Raw genomic sequence first — 12,799 nt, 5'->3', positions numbered from 1 at the left:
ATATACGAACAAAAGTTCCTGTTCAAATGACTTTTTTCTTAAAATCAAAAATCACCTTGAGCTATTTTTCGCTCAAGGTGACTTCGTTAACGACGACCGGATTTGCCGGTGCCAGCTCTACATGTTCTGTTGTTTGTTCCCGCTTAACTTCGACGTGCTTAATCAGACGCCCTTCCATTTCGAGAACCGTTATCGTGTAAGAGCCGATATGCACCGCCTGGCCTTCCGCGATATCTATGTTTTCTTTCAGCACAAGTCCGCCGACTGTTTCGACTTCCTCTTCCTCGAGATCGTCTTCAAACAGCTCATTGACCTGATCGATTCTCACTTTGCCGTCCATGATGTATTCATGATCGGAGACTTTTTCGATAAGCGGTTTTTCGTCTTCATCGAATTCGTCCCTGATTTCCCCGACGATTTCTTCAAGAATATCCTCGGCCGTCACAAGACCAGATGTCCCGCCGTACTCATCCGTTAAGATCGCCATGTGAATCCGCTCCCGCTGCATTTTGATCAGCAGCTTTTGAACAGGCACGGTTTCAATGACTTCAATAACCGGACGGACATAGGCTTCAAGGGACAATCGCTTTTTCTCAGCCTCTGACATCATGAGCATATCCGTAAACAGCTGTTTCGTATTGATCATGCCGATGACATGATCCTTATCGCCTTTATAGACAGGCCAGCGCGTATACTTTTCCTGCAGCATGACCGAAATGGCCTCATCGATCGGCATATCCACCGGGACGGAGGCGATTTCAGTGCGCGGCACCATAATTTCTTTGGCGATCCGATTGTCGAATTCAAAGATTTTATTAACGTATCTATATTCAGACGGATTGATTTCTCCGCTTTTGTAGCTTTCTGATAACAGGATTCGCAGCTCTTCCTCCGAATGGGATTCATCCTTTTCCGAAGCAGGCTTCAAACCGAATAACCCGGTCAGCACTCTGGCTGAGGCATTCAGCGTCCAAATGAACGGGAACATCACAACATTGAAAAAGTGCAGAGGTCCCGCCAGCCACAGTGTCATCTGTTCGGCTTTTTGAATCGCGATGGTTTTTGGGGCAAGTTCTCCAACCACGACGTTCAGGAATGTAATCACTAAAAATGCAATGGCAACTGAAAGAGCGTGCGATACAGCGCCAGAAACATGCAAGCTTTCAAAGACCGGATGCAGCACCTTTTTAACCGTAGGCTCCCCCATCCAGCCGAGTCCGAGTGCTGTAATCGTAATGCCGAGCTGGCAAGCTGAAAGGTATTCATCCAAATCCGACACCACTTGTTTTGCGCGAACCGCCTTTTTGTTTCCTTCAGCAATCAGCTGATCAATGCGGGAGCTTCTGACTCTGACAATCGCAAATTCCGATGCCACGAAAAAAGCGGTTAATGCAATCAGAATCCCGATGATTATCAGACTAACAATATCGTCCATTTAACCTTATCCTTCACAAAGGACAAGGAGTCACCTCCTGATGAATTCAAATTCCCTTAATAAGGCTGATGTGCGTTCTGTAAAAATGACTATGCAGAGGGCCCCATCTAACCACCTCCAAGCCAAATATATACTATTATCTTACTTTATTAAAAAAGAGTCAGTCAAATGTCTAAACTTTAAATCTAACAATATTTTCTCGAATATTTAGATAAATAAAGGTTTTCGCATCAATTTTACGCCTTTTTTTGATCAATTAACTTGTATAAACAGCTTCTAATATATTAAAATGTTTTATAACTATAACGTGATGGTTGAGGAGGGATGCAGATGGGGCAGAGAAATATCGCATTGGCGAATTAGCAGCTGCTGCAGGCGTAACAAAACGGACTGTCGATTATTATACGAATCTCGGGCTGTTAACGCCTGACAGATCATGTTCAAACTACCGTTATTACGATGAAGCCGCTCTCAAACGGCTGAAGTTTATTATGGACTGCAAGCAGCAGAGATTGGCCCTGTCCGACATTAAAGAAAGGCTGGAAAACCAGTTTCCCTCTTCAACTGTGAATGATGATGAAATTGGAAGCCTGACAACGGAAATCGATCATGTCAATGACAATATCTCCGTGATCATAAACAGATTGAAACGGCTGAATCCCGATGAACGGAAGATTCTGAAAAGCCGTCTTTCTCCTGAAAAAATGACGGTCATCCAGTCATTTTTGCTGCTGCTTTAGTTAATCTTTTACTAAACAGGAGGTGTTACCTTCATTCTCACGCTAGAGTGAAGGTCCTAATTGGAAATAGTTAATTTGATTTTTGTTGCTGTATTAATTGCTTTAACAGCATTTTTCGTAGCGTCTGAGTTTGCGATTATCAGAATCAGAAGCTCGCGGGTTGATCAGCTCATTGCTGAAGGAAACAAAACAGCGATTTCGGTGAAAAAAGTCATTACGCACTTAGACGAATATTTATCGGCCTGCCAGCTCGGCATCACTTTGACGGCTCTCGGTCTCGGATGGCTCGGGGAGCCGACGGTCGCCCGGCTGCTTGAACCGCTATTTGTTAAATGGAGCATTCCGAGCTCTGTATCACACATCGTTTCAGTCGTGATCGCCTTCAGCTTGATTACGTTTTTGCATGTGGTTGTCGGCGAGCTCGCTCCGAAGACGCTTGCAATCCAAAAAGCGGAAGCCGTTTCCTTTCTTTTTGCAAAACCGTTGATCTGGTTCTACCGCATTATGTTCCCATTCATCTGGGCGCTGAACGGATCAGCAAGGCTGTTGACGAAAGCGTTTGGCCTTGAAGCGGTTTCTGAAAATGAAATGGCGCACTCAGAGGAAGAGCTGCGAATTATTCTGTCAGAAAGCTACAAAAGCGGCGAAATCAATCAATCTGAGTTCAAATATGTCAACAAAATTTTTGAATTCGATGACCGTCTTGCCAAGGAAATCATGATCCCGAGAACAGAAGTCGTCAGTTTTCCAAATGATATGAAAATCGCCGAGATGATTGACATCACGAAGGCCGAAGGCTATACCCGCTATCCCGTCGAAGACGGTGATAAGGACAACATCGTCGGCGTCATCAATGTCAAGGAAATACTGACGGCCTGCATCAGCGGAGAATGCTCCAAAGAAGACACGATTGAACAGTTTATCAATCCGATCATTCATGTGATCGAAACCGTTCCGATCCACGATCTGCTTCTGAAAATGCAGAAAGAGCGCGTTCATATGGCGATCCTTTCTGATGAATACGGCGGAACGGCCGGACTCGTGACGGTCGAAGACATCATTGAAGAAATCGTCGGCGAAATCCGCGACGAATTCGATATTGATGAAATTAATGAAATCCGCAAAATCGGCGAAAACCACTACATTCTCGACGGCAAAGTGCTCGTCAACCAGGTCAACGATTTGCTCGGCATTCAGCTCGACAATGAGGAGATTGACACGATCGGCGGATGGTTCCTGACGCAAAAATATGACGTCCAAAAAGGCGACATGATCACCGAGCAGGGATTTGAATTCACGATCAGCGAAATCGACGGCCACCACGTTTCATACGTAGAGGTGAAGAAAGCTGCGGAAACGCTGCTCGAGGAAGCGGAATAACATTGTGAACACACCGGAGGATACAATGAATTGTATCCTCTTTTTTTCGCATTTAAAATATGTAACCACTTGATTACATGGCAAAGTTCAATTATGATGTAATCAATCGGTTACATTTTAGGAGGGACTTATGTCAACACAATCTACAAGGGATCGATTAATCCAAGCGGCGCTTGCCCTTTTTAAAGAAAAAGGATATACAGCCGCATCCACCAGAGAAATTGCCCAAAAGGCAGGAGTCAATCATTTAACCCTTTTTAGACACTTCGGAAATAAACAGAATTTATTTCGGGAAAGTGTTATTCAACATGTTGCATCCGGAGATTTTATTGGAGAACTTAAAGCAATACTGACCGGCGATTTACGAGAAGACCTCTCATTGATAGCAAAAGCGTATTTAAAAGAAAACCTGGAAAAAGGGACTGTTTTTTTACTTTACTTTAATGACGCCGTATCTGATAAAGAAGTTTGCGAATTAATCATGGATATTCCCCGCCGTCTCAACCGCTTTTTAGAGGCTTATTTTGCAAAGCTCTACGCCGAAAAAAAAATTTCAGACGGCAACTTTCAAATGTTAAGCCAAATGTTTTTCGGTTTACTGAATCAATATATTATGTTTCAACATTTGCCCGGATTCAAGGAGTCTTTCAATGATCGGATTGATGACTATGTTGAAGAGTGCGTCGATTTATTTTACACAAAACTTGAAAAGGAAGTGCCGTCTTGATTACCTTGCAACCGGTTTTGCACATACCTGCAGTTTCCAAATGGGATGAAAAAATAAACTTGAAGATAAGCGGACTTCAACCGTTTGACATCATTGATATCATCGTTACAGTGAAAGATGAAGCTGACGCAGAGTGGAGATCACACGCTGTTTTTCAAGCGAATAGATTAGGAGAAGTCGCCCCTGCATCAGCAGCCCCACTAAAAGGAACCTATCAGTCTAAAGATCAAATGGGGCTTTTTTGGTCAATGCAGGCTGTTGAATCTTCCTGCTCATTTTACAAAAAATCGGTTCATCCGTCCGTTTACCGTATTGAAGTGAAGCAAAAAGAACGCATCATCTTGAGTAAAGAAATAAAACGAGTGCTGCTTTCTGAAACAGTTGATAGACTGGAAGTAAACGAAGATGGGTTGTGCGGCACTTTTTTTCGCCCGCTTGCCGTTAACCGCCCTCCCGCAATCATTATATTAGGGGGATCTGACGGCGGCCTTGACGAAACAATGGCAGGCATGTTAGCAAATTACGGATACGCAACACTTGCAATCCCTTATTTTCAATACAAACAGCTGCCTAAAAAACTGGTTGAAATTCCGCTTGAATACTTTCAAAAAGCGATCGATTGGCTCGGTCGCCAGGAAGGACTTCATCATCGTCAGATCGGAATATGCGGACGGTCAAAAGGCGGCGAACTGGCGCTGTTAATAGGTTCTCATTTTCCTGAAATCCGCTTTGTCGTTTCTCATGTAGGCGGCGGAGTCGTCTTTCAAGGGGTTGGATTAAAAAAATTCCGGCAGACATCTTCCTGGAGCCTGAACGGCGCACCGCTCGCCTTTGCACCGCTGCCGATGTTTTCGCTTCCTCAGCTGTGGAATATGATGAAACATAAGCTCACAAGACAGCCTCATGCTTTTCTTGATCTTTACCAAAAGGCTTTACGAAAAGTGAAAGATGATCATCCTGCAATCATTAAAGCGGAACTTATTAAAGGTCCTATACTGTTAACTTCAAGCACTGACGATTTAGTATGGCCCTCTGCCTCAATGAACGAGAAAATCGAAGAACGGCTGAAAAAGAACAGATTCTCTTATTCTGTTAAACATCTGTATTTTGAAAAAGCCGGTCATAATATCAGGCCTCCATACTTTCCGACATCCGGAAGAAAAAGCAGAAAAATAGCCTATGGCGGAAAAACTGAATACGATGCCATTGCAGCTCAAACATTTTGGCAGGAACTGCTTTTGTTTTTAGAAAAAGCAACTGCACCCGGCAATTAAAAAAACCGCCTGTCCTCAGGCGGTTTTCGCTTAGAGCGCTGTCTTCGGGTTCGGCCCGTATTGATTTTCCCCTTTTTCACTGTCTTGACAAAGCATAATGAGCAAAATGATCTTTCCAATGAGAGGAATTAAACCGATAAAGATCCAGAATCCGCTTTTCCCTGTATCATGCAATCTGCGGATCGTGACGGCCAAGCCCGGCACAAGGTTGGCGAGCAAATAAACCATTCCTAAAAATGTCTCTATTTCATATTCCGGAAGATGCAGAATGGCTTTAAAAAAACCGTAGATGACCAGAACCATGTATGAGAAAAGGCAAAACAGCCAAAATTCCTTTCGCCTCGCCCTTCCCGTAAATCCTGCATAGTTTTTTATTGCTTTCAAATACCATTTCATGTATGAGCTCCTCCACCAATAACCATAGTTCTAACATACTGCATAAAAAATAAAAACGCTGCTATTTTATCATAAAAATGGAGTGCAAGGTGAATTTTAGAAAAATAAAAAAAACAGCCTCTCTGTGCATGAGAAGCTGTTTTTCCCTGCGTATGTTTGAATTATAGCTGCTCCAGCTTTTTCTCCAAAGCTTTAATACTGTCATTCAAAGCCTCCGTCATTTTGACCAGCTTTTCTTTTGACGAGTATTGAGCGAAATCTTCCTGATTGAGCGGTTCGCCGATGATCAGTTTCATTTTGCCTCTCTTGAAAAGCTCTTTTCCGTTGGAAGGGCCGCTGTATGCAGCCGGCACAAGCGGCGCTTTTCCCATCTGGGCGATCGTGACAGCCCCTCTTTTCAATGGAACGTCTTCAGATGATCTCGTTCCGCTTGGGAAAATGCCGACGATTTTTCCTTCTTTCAACAGCTTGATCGGGGTTTTGATGCTGCTTGGCCCGGGATTTTCCCTGTCGACGGGAAAAGCGTTGATGCTTGAAAGAAAAGAACCGCTTAATTTATTTTCAAAAAGCTCTTTTTTCGCCATGTAATGAATTTCCATAGGCAAAATGCCGACACCCAGTGCGACGACATCCACCCATCCTGCATGTGTGCAGGCAATAACGAAACCTGTGTCTTTAGGAAGATTTTCTTTATTGTATACTTTAATTCCGCCGCGCAAAGAAAGAATCGCTTTTGCAGCATAACCAGTAAATTGATACATATGGCACTTCCTTTATTGATGTAGTCGAATGAGGTTTCCCTTTATTATTATAACAATTTTTTTTATTACCTGGTACTAAAAAATGATTTTTCACAAAAAAACCGGGGAATTTTCCTCCCCGGTTTCCTGACTTTTTCTTTTGTCGGCGGAGCCGTGAATTTTGGCCCGATCTGTTCCGAAACCGTATGCCGGAGCGGTATTAACCAGGTTGATCTCTTGATCAAGCGCGGCATGAATCGTTTGAATCGGCTTCCTCCCTTGGAGCCTCCGATGGCCGATGTTCCGATGACCGCTGCGCGACGGTTCGAGCGATGTTCCGATATGTTGGTGTATTCCATGGCTCTCCTTCTTTTTGTATATCTGATACCATGAAGCCTATAAAATTGAGACTAGGCACGCTCCATACGCCTATTGCATACGTTGATGTTAATAAAGCTAATGAGGAGACCTAAAAACATATGCATCCATATCAATTTCCTTATCACCTTCCTTCGCCTTACAGCGCCGGACGGTTTCACGGATCAGGGTATGCAGGCGCTTTTCGAACACCCGGCACCGAAGAACGTATCGTGTTAAGAGATTATGGACAAAAACCGTTTGCCTCTAACATCAATGAAGTGGCAAAGCAGAACAAAACGTTTCGCACCGCTTTATGGACAGGAAGGCATTTGCAAGTTACCCTGATGAGCCTCAACCCAGGCGAAGACATCGGATTGGAAATGCATCCTCACGTCGATCAGTTCCTTCGTGTTGAACTAGGCAGGGGAATTGTTCAGATGGGGCCGAGCAAACATCATTTGCCATTTAGAAGAAATGTATATGATGACACCGCTATCGTCGTCCCTGCCGGAACATGGCACAATCTCACCAATACAGGCAATACTCCGCTTAAACTTTATTCGATCTATGCTCCGCCCAACCATCCATTCGGCACCGTCCATCGAACGAAAGCCGATGCGCTGGCCGCGGAAGGACACCGCGCTCATGACCGTTACTTTTGACAGACGATCAAAACAGCTTACCCGCACCTCTTAAATGAAGGATATCCTCAAAAAAATAAGCCTTTTAGCATAAAATAAAGATTCATATGCTAAAGGCTTATTTTGTTGCTGTGTTTTATATTTCGGCCGCTTTACATCATGAAGATTAGTTTTTTTGAACGTGTTCAGTTATTATATAGGATAGATGATTTTTAAAGGTAAGAAATTGGAGGAAAAATGAGCCGTGGGCATATTTAGTGCAACTTCAAACCTTTCTTATGCGTTTATAACATAGAGGGGAGAAAAGGCAGTGACTATCGACGAAATTTACCAAATGTATATGAATGATGTTTACAGGTTCCTGCTCTCCATGACGAAAGATAAACATCTAGCAGAGGATTTGCTTCAGGAAACCTTTATGAGAGCTTACATACACATCCATTCTTACGACCACAGCAAGGTGAAGCCATGGCTTTTTCAAGTGGCACGCAATGCGTTTATCGACTATGTCAGAAAGCATAAAAAAGAGGTGACGATTTCTGACGATATGATCGGAAGCCTGTTTCAAAACGCGGTGCAAAGCCCTGCCCACCAGGTCGAAATCAAGGAAGTGTTAACCTTATACATGAACCAGCTCCCCGATAACTACCGGGAAGCGCTTACGCTGTACTATTTAAAAGAATTGAACTACAAGGAAGCGTCAAGCTTGATGAATATCTCAGAGGCTAATTTTAAAAGTGTTTTATTTCGTGCCAGACAGCGGCTGAAAGCACTTTACAACAGAGGTGTTAACGATGAATGAAGATTTTAAAAAACGTTGGGAAAAATATAAAAACGGCGAACTTTCCGAATCGGAAATGCTCCGGGTCGAAGAAGAGCTTGAACAGCTTGAGGAATACCAGGACATGCTGGAACAGGAAATGAAAGACGAAGACTGGGATTTGGCAATCAGCCCTGAAAAGCAAAAAGCGATTTTAAGATACGGAAAAAATAAATCATATATGCGGATTTCCACACTTGCCGTAATTTCAACGCTTATTATTCTGCCGCTTTGCACACTCGGCAGCTATCTATACTACGGCTTGGGCGGGCATGAAAGCAAAGGAAATGAACTGGTGCAAACCGCTTCAATGACAGTTGCCGTCACAAAACCGAATATTCAGGTCGATACCGAAGCACTTGTCAACAAAGTAAAACTCTTTGGAATCCAAACACAATTCCCGTTAAAGAAGCAAATCGGAAACGTCACAAAAGTAGTTGGAAATGAAAACGTGGAAATGTTCTTCGATCAGCTGAAGTCTCCGCAGATTCATCAATACAACCAGGAGCTGTCAAATGAAGAACGGCATTTCGTCTACCCTGACGGCATCAAAGAAAAATCAGTGTCCAAAGCCGAGTCGATTTTAAAACAGCTTCCTGACGGCACCGTAACTGAAGCTTTTCTTTCCTTTGAAAGAGCATATCCGACAAAGGAGCTGTATGATCAATTAAAAGGCTATGACATTCGCGTTCTGTGGAATGCGATCGAGACAGAGGGCGATTTAAAAGATCATCCATACGCAGAGCCGATCGGTTTTCCTGGAAAAGATTCAAACCGGATTTTTGAAATTCAGCACCCTGCCGAAAACGGCGAGGAACAGTTTAAAGCGGCGCTTTCCTATATGATCAAGCACAATAAATGGGCTGAAACCATTTCAGGCAGGAAAGACCTGAAGCTTTCCAAACGGCTTGCCTATGTGGAAAAGAACGGTGTGAACGTGTATGGAGCAGTCATTACCGGACCGTCAAAAGAGGTTGAACGGCTGATCAAAAAAGGGCCTGTCAAAGCAGCTAAAGTAGGTGAGGTGGAATTATGGAACTGGTAAGAATCTTTAAGGAGCACAACGTATTTGGATGGGTGTCTGTCGGGACGGCCATTCTGTCCCTGTTCGTCTTAAACTTGGCCATTTTAAGCGACACGATCGCATATTCGTATAAGATGCTTCCTTTTGCAATGGCCGCCGTTCCGCTCGGAATTATCGAGCTCTTTATCAAAAAAGGACGGACCGGTCTCGGATTTCTCGGTGTCGTCCTGAACATTTTCATTCTCGTTTGCGTATGGACCATCGTCTCCATCGATACGAATCTGCAGCTCGGCTTTTAATAAACCCCCGGTTATACCGGGGATTTTTTCATTTCAGCGCCTTGCGAAATAGATAGCTCGCTTTTTTATACTCCATTTTATCTTCGTAAAAACGGTGAGCGTCAGCGCGCTGCACCCCTGATGATAAAGCGATTGAAGCCAATCCGTTCCGTTTGGCCCACTCTTCAACAGCGCCTAAAAGCTTCTTTCCAAAGCCTTTTGAACGATGCTTTTCACACGTCACGAGATCCGCTACCCAAACATGACGGCCTTGGTTCAAAGAGACCCTCGGCAAAAAGCCGGCCAAAGCCACCGGAATATCCCCGTCGTACAGCGCAAATAACGTGTAGCTTTCAGCCTCCCGCGCTTCTTTGACGAGCTCCACAAAAGACGTTTCATCCAAATGGGGGCGGAGCTGTCTCATAATTGGATAGACTTCCTTAAGCTCTGTTTCAGAATGCAATTCCCTACAATCAAGCAACATCGTCATTCCCTTCTGTTGATTATGAAACTACTTTAACCCGGAAACTGACCTTTTTAAAATGGCCAGTTTTGATAAAATAAAACATACCAGATGAATTGAAAGGGCTGATCGAATGGATATAACCCCCTTTTTAAACCGCAGCGGCAGCGAGCCGCTTTATCAGCAGCTGTACACTTTTTTCAAACGCGGCATTCATTCGGGACATATAAAGCCTGGAACAAAGCTTCCCTCCAAACGAATGCTTGCCAAACATTTAAATGTCAGCCTGACAACTGTTGAACACGCTTATGAACAGCTGGCTGCAGAAGGATATTTGCTCAGCAAGCCTAGAAAGGGCTGGTTTGCGGCTGAAGCGGAAGGTGACTTTGCACAGACTGCGCCTCCTCCTCCTGCCGAAAAAGAACTGGAAGAACATGAGACGGCGGCGGACATGATCGATTTTCACCACGGCCATGTAGACCTCGCGTCATTTCCTGTTTCCCAATGGAAAAAAACGCTCGCCAAAACCGTTGGTGAATCAGGGTACGACCTTTTTCAAAGCGGCCCCCCGGCCGGAGACATTCCGCTGCGGAAAATGATTGCGGTTTACCTCAGAGAATCGCGCGGCGTGGTCTGTTCCCCCGAGCAAATCATCATCGGAGCCGGCACACCGGTTTTGCTGCAGTTGCTGTGCCATCTGTTTCCTAAAGGCACAACCGTCGGATTTGAAAATCCCGGATTTCATCGCTCAAAAACAGTCCTGAAAACCGGCGGCTTCAATGTGGTTCCAATACCGGTTGACGAAAGCGGGATTTCCGTGCAGGATCTTGAACAATATCAGCCGCAGCTCGCATACACCACTCCGTCCCACCAGTTTCCGCTCGGAATGATCATGCCGGTCGGCCGCAGGCTGCAGTTGCTTGACTGGGCAGCAGCGACCGGAGCTTATATCATTGAAGACGATTATGACGGGGAATTCCGCTATGCGGGACAGCCGATTCCTTCCCTGCAAGGGCTTGACCGGAACGACCGGGTCATCTATTTAGGGACTTTTTCAAAATCGCTGATTCCCTCCCTCAGGATCAGCTATATGGTTCTCCCCTTTCCGCTCGTCAAAGAAGGGCTTAACATGGCATCCTTATTTAAACAAACGGTTTCCCGCCATGTACAGCATGCCATTGCTCTTTTTATGAAAAACGGGGATTATCAAAGGCACTTGAATCGAATGAGAACACTCTACCGAAAAAAGCGAAAAACGCTCCTTGATGCCATCAAGCGTGAATTTGGCGGTCATGCCGCAGTCAGAGGAGAGAACGCCGGTCTTCACATCATCCTTGAGGTGAAAAGCGCCCCGAGTGAAGAGTGGCTGACCCAAAAAGCGCTGGAAAAAGGGGTTAAAGTATATCCAGCCTCAGTCTCGTATATGCCCCCCCCTGATACACACGCGGTCCTCCTCGGGTTTGGCGGACTTTCTGAAAAAAGCATCGCAGACGGCATCAAAAAGCTGAAGACTGCATGGTTTAACGGCGGACAGTCTCAAGATTGACCCTGCACAATCGGGCACGGAAAGTCGGATATGGGGATTCTGCTCCTGCTATATTTGTAAACAGAGGAGGTCATCAAATGGATTTGCTGAAGAACATGAATCAAGCCATGGCGTATATCGAAGAACACCTGACGGACAGTATCGACTTTCAAACGGTTGCGAAGCTTTCTTACTGCTCTGAATATCATTTTAAAAGGATGTTTTCTTTTCTTGCCGGGGTTTCGCTGTCCGAATACATCCGCCGCAGGCGGCTTACCCTTGCAGCGTTTGAACTGAAGAACACAAAAAGAAAAGTGATTGATATTGCGGTGAAATACGGCTATCACTCGCCGGATGCTTTTACGCGCGCATTTCAAAAGCTGCACGGCATTACGCCGACAGAGGCCAGACACGATATCAGCACACTGAAAGCATATCCTCCGATGACCTTCCAGTTAACAATTAGAGGAGGAAACGAAATGAACTACCGTATTGTAGAAAAGAAGGCATTCCGGATCGTCGGAATCAAAAAAAGAGTCCCTGTCGTCTTTCACGGAATCAATCCGGATATCGCCTCGATGTGGAAAACTTTAAGCAGTGAAAACATCGATGAATTAAAGGAGCTTTCAAATGTGGAACCGCTTGGACTGATTCAAGCATCAGCGAACTTCTCCGAAGGCAGGATGGAAGAGCAGGGAGAACTTGACCATTATATCGGTACAGCGACAACGAAAGAATGTCCGGACCAATATGAACAGCTTGAAGTTCCGGCCTCGACATGGGCTGTCTTTGAAGCGGCCGGCCCGTTTCCGGACACCCTTCAAAATGTCTGGGGGCGCATTTATGCTGAATGGTTCCCGTCTTCACATTATGAGCAAACGAAAGGGCCGGAAATCCTCTGGAATCAGGATCAAGATATCAGCTCCCCAACGTTTAAAAGCGAAATATGGATACCGGTTCAAAAAAGAACGGCATGTAAGAACTAAATAAAGAACG

The 12,799-nt window shown here is 44.8% G+C and carries 14 protein-coding genes; 10 read left to right on the top strand and 4 right to left on the bottom strand.

What is annotated here, in order from left to right; all coding sequences use genetic code 11:
* Nucleotides 1–61: 61 nt before the first annotated feature.
* Complete coding sequence (locus MKY62_RS05105) at nucleotides 62–1,435, bottom strand: hemolysin family protein (RefSeq protein WP_003180145.1); 1,374 nt, start codon at nucleotides 1,433–1,435, stop codon at nucleotides 62–64.
* A gap of 314 nt (nucleotides 1,436–1,749) precedes the next feature.
* Here MKY62_RS05105 and MKY62_RS05100 point away from each other — a divergent pair, with 314 nt between their 5' ends.
* The 4 genes from MKY62_RS05100 to MKY62_RS05085 all read left to right on the top strand — a co-directional run bounded on the left by MKY62_RS05100 (nucleotide 1,750) and on the right by MKY62_RS05085 (nucleotide 5,556).
* The gene (locus MKY62_RS05100; RefSeq protein ID WP_003180143.1) at nucleotides 1,750–2,175 is read left to right on the top strand and encodes a MerR family transcriptional regulator; all 426 of its coding nucleotides are present in this window, start codon (nucleotides 1,750–1,752) and stop codon (nucleotides 2,173–2,175) included.
* Nucleotides 2,176–2,235: 60 nt separating this feature from the next.
* On the top strand, nucleotides 2,236–3,555 hold the full coding sequence (locus MKY62_RS05095; protein ID WP_003180141.1) for a hemolysin family protein: 1,320 nt from the start codon (nucleotides 2,236–2,238) through the stop codon (nucleotides 3,553–3,555).
* Between the two features lie 130 nt (nucleotides 3,556–3,685).
* A complete protein-coding gene (locus tag MKY62_RS05090; protein ID WP_003180139.1) occupies nucleotides 3,686–4,282 on the top strand; it encodes a TetR/AcrR family transcriptional regulator in 597 nt (198 codons plus the stop codon).
* Nucleotides 4,279–5,556: an acyl-CoA thioester hydrolase/BAAT C-terminal domain-containing protein gene (locus MKY62_RS05085; RefSeq protein ID WP_009328975.1), complete on the top strand. Its 1,278-nt coding sequence runs from the start codon at nucleotides 4,279–4,281 to the stop codon at nucleotides 5,554–5,556. The genes MKY62_RS05090 and MKY62_RS05085 overlap by 4 nt, the downstream gene beginning before the upstream one ends.
* Before the next feature lie 30 nt (nucleotides 5,557–5,586).
* On the opposite strand, the gene MKY62_RS05080 is transcribed toward MKY62_RS05085, so the two are convergent.
* Nucleotides 5,587–5,952, bottom strand: coding sequence for a DUF805 domain-containing protein (locus MKY62_RS05080; RefSeq protein WP_003180132.1), 366 nt, complete (start codon nucleotides 5,950–5,952; stop codon nucleotides 5,587–5,589).
* A 161-nt stretch (nucleotides 5,953–6,113) separates the two neighbouring features.
* A complete protein-coding gene (locus tag MKY62_RS05075) occupies nucleotides 6,114–6,713 on the bottom strand; it encodes a lysophospholipid acyltransferase family protein (RefSeq protein WP_003180131.1) in 600 nt (199 codons plus the stop codon).
* 458 nt (nucleotides 6,714–7,171) lie between these two features.
* Between MKY62_RS05075 and MKY62_RS05070 the strand changes: the two genes are divergently transcribed.
* The 4 genes from MKY62_RS05070 (at nucleotide 7,172) to MKY62_RS05055 (ending at nucleotide 9,836) form a co-directional block, all read left to right on the top strand.
* Nucleotides 7,172–7,714: a cupin domain-containing protein gene (locus MKY62_RS05070; RefSeq protein WP_339613963.1), complete on the top strand. Its 543-nt coding sequence runs from the start codon at nucleotides 7,172–7,174 to the stop codon at nucleotides 7,712–7,714.
* A 289-nt stretch (nucleotides 7,715–8,003) separates the two neighbouring features.
* Nucleotides 8,004–8,495: an RNA polymerase sigma factor SigM gene (sigM, locus tag MKY62_RS05065; RefSeq protein ID WP_003180127.1), complete on the top strand. Its 492-nt coding sequence runs from the start codon at nucleotides 8,004–8,006 to the stop codon at nucleotides 8,493–8,495.
* Nucleotides 8,488–9,558 carry an anti-sigma factor gene (locus MKY62_RS05060; RefSeq protein ID WP_003180125.1) on the top strand — a complete coding sequence of 357 codons (1,071 nt, stop codon included), beginning with the start codon at nucleotides 8,488–8,490 and terminating at the stop codon, nucleotides 9,556–9,558. The genes sigM and MKY62_RS05060 overlap by 8 nt, the downstream gene beginning before the upstream one ends.
* Nucleotides 9,546–9,836, top strand: a complete 291-nt coding sequence (locus tag MKY62_RS05055; protein ID WP_003180123.1) for a hypothetical protein — start codon at nucleotides 9,546–9,548, stop codon at nucleotides 9,834–9,836. Before MKY62_RS05060 ends, MKY62_RS05055 begins: the two co-directional genes overlap by 13 nt.
* 28 nt (nucleotides 9,837–9,864) lie before the next feature.
* On the opposite strand, the gene MKY62_RS05050 is transcribed toward MKY62_RS05055, so the two are convergent.
* A complete protein-coding gene (locus MKY62_RS05050; protein WP_009328976.1) occupies nucleotides 9,865–10,299 on the bottom strand; it encodes a GNAT family N-acetyltransferase in 435 nt (144 codons plus the stop codon).
* 112 nt (nucleotides 10,300–10,411) lie between these two features.
* Here MKY62_RS05050 and MKY62_RS05045 point away from each other — a divergent pair, with 112 nt between their 5' ends.
* A complete protein-coding gene (locus MKY62_RS05045) occupies nucleotides 10,412–11,824 on the top strand; it encodes a PLP-dependent aminotransferase family protein (protein WP_016886172.1) in 1,413 nt (470 codons plus the stop codon).
* A gap of 77 nt (nucleotides 11,825–11,901) precedes the next feature.
* Nucleotides 11,902–12,789 carry an AraC family transcriptional regulator gene (locus tag MKY62_RS05040; RefSeq protein WP_003180119.1) on the top strand — a complete coding sequence of 296 codons (888 nt, stop codon included), beginning with the start codon at nucleotides 11,902–11,904 and terminating at the stop codon, nucleotides 12,787–12,789.
* Nucleotides 12,790–12,799 lie beyond the last annotated feature (10 nt).

The organism is Bacillus sp. FSL R7-0646 (genome assembly GCF_037969865.1).
Taxonomy (GTDB): domain Bacteria; phylum Bacillota; class Bacilli; order Bacillales; family Bacillaceae; genus Bacillus; species Bacillus licheniformis.
This window is presented reverse-complemented; position numbering and strand designations above follow the sequence as displayed.

Excerpts from the sequence above, each read along its gene's own strand:
- MKY62_RS05090 (WP_003180139.1), top strand. The coding sequence starts at position 3,686 with ATGTCAACACAATCTACAAGGGATCGATTAATCCAAGCGGCGCTTGCC.
- MKY62_RS05055 (WP_003180123.1), top strand. The coding sequence starts at position 9,546 with ATGGAACTGGTAAGAATCTTTAAGGAGCACAACGTATTTGGATGGGTG.
- MKY62_RS05070 (WP_339613963.1), top strand. The coding sequence starts at position 7,172 with ATGCATCCATATCAATTTCCTTATCACCTTCCTTCGCCTTACAGCGCC.
- MKY62_RS05050 (WP_009328976.1), bottom strand. The coding sequence starts at position 10,299 with ATGTTGCTTGATTGTAGGGAATTGCATTCTGAAACAGAGCTTAAGGAA.
- MKY62_RS05080 (WP_003180132.1), bottom strand. The coding sequence starts at position 5,952 with ATGAAATGGTATTTGAAAGCAATAAAAAACTATGCAGGATTTACGGGA.
- MKY62_RS05105 (WP_003180145.1), bottom strand. The coding sequence starts at position 1,435 with ATGGACGATATTGTTAGTCTGATAATCATCGGGATTCTGATTGCATTA.
- MKY62_RS05040 (WP_003180119.1), top strand. The coding sequence starts at position 11,902 with ATGGATTTGCTGAAGAACATGAATCAAGCCATGGCGTATATCGAAGAA.
- MKY62_RS05075 (WP_003180131.1), bottom strand. The coding sequence starts at position 6,713 with ATGTATCAATTTACTGGTTATGCTGCAAAAGCGATTCTTTCTTTGCGC.
- MKY62_RS05060 (WP_003180125.1), top strand. The coding sequence starts at position 8,488 with ATGAATGAAGATTTTAAAAAACGTTGGGAAAAATATAAAAACGGCGAA.
- MKY62_RS05045 (WP_016886172.1), top strand. The coding sequence starts at position 10,412 with ATGGATATAACCCCCTTTTTAAACCGCAGCGGCAGCGAGCCGCTTTAT.